This window comes from Vibrio sp. S11_S32 (assembly GCF_014694465.1).
Taxonomy (GTDB): domain Bacteria; phylum Pseudomonadota; class Gammaproteobacteria; order Enterobacterales; family Vibrionaceae; genus Vibrio; species Vibrio algicola.
The window spans coordinates 1-350 of the sequence record NZ_JAAUWS010000162.1 but is presented as its reverse complement, the minus strand read 5'-3'; the positions used below and the strand labels follow the sequence as shown (position 1 = coordinate 350).

Genomic DNA, 350 nt, shown 5'->3' with positions numbered 1-350 from the left:
CTATCACCTAAATTGATTGATTGATTGCGGAAAGTTATTATCATTCATTTTTCTGTAAATCGCTGAACGGCTAAGGGCGGTCTTTTGCATTACTTCTTTTAGTTTTAGAAATCTCATGGGACGTCCTTGTAATGGTTTAATGATCTTGGAGGGTTCTATAGCCTATAATTGACTGCAATATAGGAACCTAGCTATGAACATTAACACTCGAAAAAAACGACTCAATTACACACATAAACAAAAGCACGAGTACGCCAGATTGATGATTGAAGAGCATTATACCAATCAACAAATTATGGATATATCAGGCGCTGGCGCTACTGCGGTTGCTCGTTGGAAAAAGCAGTACA

At 37.7% G+C, this 350-nt stretch carries 2 pseudogenes; one reads left to right on the top strand and one right to left on the bottom strand.

Features of this window, described 5'->3' with window-relative positions:
* Positions 1 to 15 precede the first annotated feature (15 nt).
* Positions 16 to 117, bottom strand: a pseudogene (locus HC723_RS17100) (AlpA family phage regulatory protein); the annotation flags it as partial.
* Positions 118 to 193: 76 nt separating this feature from the next.
* On the opposite strand from HC723_RS17100, the pseudogene HC723_RS17960 reads away from it, so the two are divergent.
* Positions 194 to 350 (top strand): annotated as a pseudogene (locus tag HC723_RS17960) (IS3-like element ISSde8 family transposase); the annotation flags it as partial.